Origin of the sequence: Streptomyces cellostaticus (assembly GCF_001513965.1) — a bacterium.
In the GTDB taxonomy this organism is placed as follows: domain Bacteria; phylum Actinomycetota; class Actinomycetes; order Streptomycetales; family Streptomycetaceae; genus Streptomyces; species Streptomyces cellostaticus.
In genome coordinates this window covers 1-5,098 of record NZ_KQ948054.1, presented here as the reverse complement: position 1 = coordinate 5,098, position 5,098 = coordinate 1, and the positions used below count along the sequence as shown (strand labels likewise).

The window sequence follows — 5,098 nt, the reverse complement described above, 5'->3', positions numbered from 1 at the left end:
TCGGCGTACGGGGGTCCGCCTGGTTCTGGTCTGCCACCACAGGTCCATGCGGGCGTTCCTGGAACGCGAGCTACGGCAGGTCGATCACCGCGTAGCCGAGGCCACCGCCCTGCTGCCCGAGGCCGAGCCGGCCATCCCGCAACGCGGGGCATCCCAAGTGGCACGGCCGTTGGCGAACCGCTGGATCAGCCTGCCCGCCCTGACCACCCTCAAGGCCTTCGATGACACGACAGCCCCATGCCGGTGCGCCGCACCGCTGGCGGCGGACCGGGACTTCTTCCCGCCGGTGATGCCGCCGGTCACCGAGGCGGAGGTGGCGTGGCGGCTTCACCGTGCGACGGCGCACCCGTACCTGGCGGCTCAGCTCGCCACGGCCGCGTTCACCGCGGCCTCCACCACCCAGCTCGCCACCGCGCACGTCCGTGATCTGGCCCCGGACGGTACGACCATCACCCTGCACGACCACGGGCTGCGCCGGGGCTGCATGACGCACCCCGTTCCCGACTGGGCCTGTCCGCTGCTGAGGGCGGCCGCTCTCCTCTGGAAGATCGGGTCCAACACGAGCGGCTCACTCTTCAGCGACCCGCTAGGAAGCGAGGGGCTGCCGCCCCTGACGGCCTTCGCCGAGGACTGCAAGCTCCGCCCACCCCAACCGCCGCGCCCCAAGTTGCGCCGGAGCCGACGAGCGGCAGCACCGAGCCCGAAGGAGCCGGTGAAGACCATCTGGCCCGTATGCACCACCCATTACGGGCTTGCGTGGGTCAGGGATGAACCTGATCTGATGCAGGGCTGTCCGTACCCGCCTCCCCATACGCGAAAGACCATCGAGAGGCGGAAGAGGGGCTGGTTGCCACCGGACTACGGTCTGCGGGAGCTTCGCCACCTGCGCTGAGTTGCAATCTCTCGGTTTCGTGACAGCACTCTGAGAGATAGTGAGGGTTTGTGCGTTGGTGCTGGTCGGTGACTGTTTCGGTGTGTGGGGTGACTGTCGTGAGGTGAGAGATCCGGGGTGTCACCACTGTCACCGGGTGATAGATGTGCAGGTCGTGTACTGACACGAAGGCGAGAGGTCGCGGTAGAGGCGGAGTGTCCACGTATGCGAGGGGGAGACCTGTCTCGGTGCCACGCCGGGCCGACATACGCGGCACCGAGGCCTTCAGTTCGCCCACTCGACCCCGAGGTGGGCGAGCGCGGCGAGCTGGTCGGGGTGGAGCCGGTCGTGGCGCTGCTTCTGGTTGGCGAGCCATACCCCGGTGCGGTGGGCGGTTCCGTCGGGGAGGTGTTCGACGTGCGCCCGGCCGGGCAGGCCGCCGCCTTCTCGCTCGAGGTACTGCGTAAGGGCTTCCAAGCCTGTCTGGAAGGCTTCCGCGCCCCGCCCGGACGTGGAGGCCGTGCTCGTTCTCCCGGGCGCCTGGCGGGCCCGTGCCGGCGCCGGGGTAACGCCGAGCTTGCTGAGCCGGGCCTGCTGTTCGGCGTTCAGCCGGCGGAAGTCGCGTTGCTGGGTGGCCAGCCACTGCCCGATGTCGTCCCCGTGCCGGGTCACCCCAGGCACGATCGTGTCGAGGACCGCGCCTTCGTCCAGGAACTGGGTCAGATACGCGTAGTGGCGTTGCCAGTCCACGGTCCACCCGAGCGTGCCCGGGTTCCAGTCGGGGTCGACGGCGGCGAGGGCGGCGGCGCGCCGCTCGGCGCGCTCCGGGTCTTTCCCGAGTCCGCCGGGTCGGCGGATGTTGGTGAGCCACTGTCCGATCTGGATGTCGAGGATCGCCGCGCCCCGCGGCGCGGCCAGGGTGCCGTGCAGTTGGTGGTAGGCGTGTGCGGCGGCGAGGTTCTGTTCGAAGGCGGCGTCGGCGGTGTCCCACAGGATTCCGAGTTCTTCCAGTTCGGCGGCCCGTTCGCCGGTCATGGTCCCGGCGCGGAACGCGCGGCGTTGGTCGGAGAGCCACCGCCCGAGCGGGTACTGGTCTTCGGTGTGGTTGTAGGGGACTTGGAGGCGGCCCTCGCGTTCCTGGTATCGGAAGGCCGCCTCGACGCCCCGGCGCCAGTCCTGGCGCTCGGTGTTGAAGACCTGGTAGCTGATCCACTTCGCGATCAGCGCGGGGTCGCGGGGGGCCGCGAACCGGAGGAGTAGCCGGTTCTCCTCCTCGCCGCCGGCGGGGGCCTCGCCGACCGGAGGCGACGGCGCTACGATGTGCTTCTGGTTTTCCTGGGGAATTGCGAGCATTTCCACGGCGCGCTCATCGTGGGCCCGAAGCCCGTTCAATACCCGAATGAGGGGGCCATAGGATTTCGAGGTGAGAATGTCCTCGGGGTTTTCGTCCTCCCGGAGGAAGACGGGCACGATCAGGGTCGCCGTCTTCCCTTCTCCGGGTTTCTGGCGCAGGGCCCGGCCGATGGCCTGGACGATGTCGACGGCCGATCCCTTGGGGTCGATCAGGGCGACGGAGTCCACTGCCCGGATATCGACGCCTTCGCCCAGGACCCGGCAGTTCGCCAGCACGGCGCGCCCGGCGCGGCGGCCGAAGTCGGCGAGCACGGTGGTCCGGTGCTCCGCCTCGTGTTCCCCGCGCAGCCACCCCGTCCACACCGTGGCGGGGTGCCGGAGAGGATCGACGGCGTGCAGCCGGGATGCGACCCGCTCCAGGCCTTCGGCGAAGGCCTGCGCCTCGATGGTGCGGTGGTGGAAGGTGATCGTCGTCTTCAGGTCGTGTTCGGCCATGGTCTCCAGCAGGGCGGTCTGCACGGCGGCCAGTCGCTGGCCGCGCAGTTGCTCCTCCCACCGTTCCTCGCTGTAGAGCCGGGCCGGCGTCACCACGGGGTCGACCAGCTCGGCGACGACGACTTGATACTTCGCCAGAAGCCCTCGGGCGATGGCGTCGGCGAGGGACAGCTCGTAGACCACCGGCCCGAAGATCTTGGGATCGTCCATGGAGCAGGCCATCTCCTTCGGGAGCCGGTCCCACCTCACCCGCGGCACGTACCGCCGGCCCTCGGCTTCGGCCTTCTTCCGCCGCTCCTCCTCCCGCTCCCGCTCCTGGGCCCGCGTCCTGGGCGGGCGTTCGGCCCAGATCCTTGGGGTGGCGGTCATGTAGAGCCGGCGATGGGCGGGGATGACGTCCTGGCGGTGCACGTCCGCCCACGCCTTCCCCGCCGACCCCGATGTGCGGTGGGCCTCGTCGACGACGACCAGGTCGAAGGGCTCCATGGGCAGCCCGTACTCTCCGCGGTGTGCCTCGGCGATGACGGGCAGCGAGGCGTAGGTGGCGTAGACGGTGACCGGGCCCCGGCCGTGCCAGAGCCCGAGCTGCGGGGCCGACGTCGTCGTACGCACCTTCAGCCCGTACAGCTGGGCGTTGTCCTCCAGGGAGCAGACCGCGACCGCGGGCCCGATGTGGCCGGCCGTGTGCCACTCCCGCGCGGTCTGGGTCAGCAGGTCCAGGGTGGGCAGCAGTACCAGTACCCGCCCGCCCCGGGCGAGGCGGAGCGCGGCCGCGGCGGCGATGAACGTCTTCCCGGTCCCGCACGCCGCCACCACCGTGGCCCGCAGACCCGCCTTCGGGATACGCTTTCCGGGCGGAATGTCGAGGCCCCGGATAATCGCCTCCACGGCCTCCTCCTGATGAGGGCGCAGGACGATGTCACTGATCTTTTTCATGGGGCGCTCCGCTGAGAGAAGAGCGGGATATTCCGCCGGTCGGTGGTGGCCATCTTCTCGCGATCCTACACACTACATCTGAGTGTGATGCATATTGATGACTGTACTTGAATGGGCCTCTGCTGGTGGGTCCCTTCACTCCCCGGGGCCGTGTGCGGGCGCCTCGGCCGGCTCGGCTGCGAGGCGGGCCCGGCGGCCGGCTGTGGGCTATGCGGGGGAGTTGTGGGGCGCGGGCCGGTGCCCGGGGCGCGACGTTCGATTGTTCGCCCATTTCCCAGGTTGGGCGAGGGCTCGGGAATGGCCGTAGGGGCCGCCGTGGTGGCGGCCCCTACGGGTTGTGCGGGTGCGGGCAGTGGTTCGTTCAGTCGAAGTCTGGCGGCGTTCCCCAGCAAGCCAAGACCTTGTTCATCTTCCCCGCCACGCTCCCCGCCATGGACCCCGTGAGGGGGAAGCAGGTCGTCTGGAATCGATCCCCAGCACGCGATCTGTGGGTTGTGGTGGGGGAGTTGTGGGGCGGGGCCGGTGCCCGGGGCGCGACGTTCGATCAGTTGCCTGTTTCCCCCGGGTTGGGCAGGGGCTTGGGAAGCAGGTCGTCTGGAATCGATCCCCAGCACGCGATCAGCTTCTCCACCCTATCTGCCTTGAAGTTCGGCGCCCCTGGTTTGACGAGGATCACCTTCCCTCCCGCGATGCCGGCTACCGCCAGCGGGGGGTACTTCTCTTCTTTGAGAGGCTTCTCCTCTTCTGGGCTGCCCTTGTTCTCACCTGAAATATCCTTGCTGAGCCAGCGGGCCTTAATCGCGTCGGCGGAGATCTGGAGGTTGCCGCCGGTGAGGGAGAAGCACGCCTTATTCATGTAGTAGTGCGTCTTCTTCCCCCCGAAGGCGACGATCCAGGTCTCGTCTACGACGCCCGGGAGGAAGGAGACAACCTTGACGTTGTGGAACTTCACCCCATCCTGTTCCGCGGCTGGGAGGAAGGGCTTGTAAATGTCGATGGGGAGCACCTTCTGTCCGCCTCTGGCGCGGGGGTCGATGCCGTCGGCGTGGGCGGGTCCGGCGAGCGACAGGGCGGCGCCTGCGAGAGCCATTGCGGCGAGGGTGCGCAAGGTGGATTTCATGCTCGGCTTAACGTCGAATGATGCGATACGTCACCACCGCCATCCACCCGGCCAGCCGCGGAGCGACCCTGACCCTCCGTCACCCTCAGCCTGCACCAACCCCGTTCACATCCCTGCCCGCGAGCCGGGCGCGGAGCGCCCGGCCACTGGCCCGCGCAGCGGGCCGGCCCGGCGTGGGAGCGCAGCGAACCACGCCCAACGGGCCGAAGGCCCAGACCCCGTGAAACGGGGTCACCTCCCGCGCGAAGCGCGGGAGGTTCCAGGCGCCGCGAAGCGGCGCCGTCCGGAGCGAAGCGGAGGACCCCGGCCCAACGGGCCGGCCC

The 5,098-nt window shown here is 69.4% G+C and carries 2 protein-coding genes and 1 pseudogene; 1 reads left to right on the top strand and 2 read right to left on the bottom strand.

Features of this window, described 5'->3' with window-relative positions:
• Nucleotides 1-892 (top strand): annotated as a pseudogene (locus tag AQI88_RS38750) (hypothetical protein); the annotation flags it as partial.
• 264 nt (nt 893-1,156) lie between these two features.
• Here AQI88_RS38750 and AQI88_RS38745 read toward each other — a convergent pair.
• Both AQI88_RS38745 and AQI88_RS38740 read right to left on the bottom strand, forming a co-directional pair.
• Nucleotides 1,157-3,655, bottom strand: coding sequence for a DEAD/DEAH box helicase (locus AQI88_RS38745; protein ID WP_067009563.1), 2,499 nt, complete (start codon nt 3,653-3,655; stop codon nt 1,157-1,159).
• Nucleotides 3,656-4,199: 544 nt separating this feature from the next.
• Entirely contained in the window at nt 4,200-4,745 is a 546-nt protein-coding gene (locus AQI88_RS38740; protein ID WP_067009560.1) for a hypothetical protein, read from the bottom strand.
• Nucleotides 4,746-5,098: the final 353 nt, after the last annotated feature.

Excerpts from the sequence above, each read along its gene's own strand:
- AQI88_RS38745 (WP_067009563.1), bottom strand. The coding sequence starts at position 3,655 with ATGAAAAAGATCAGTGACATCGTCCTGCGCCCTCATCAGGAGGAGGCC.
- AQI88_RS38740 (WP_067009560.1), bottom strand. The coding sequence starts at position 4,745 with ATGGCTCTCGCAGGCGCCGCCCTGTCGCTCGCCGGACCCGCCCACGCC.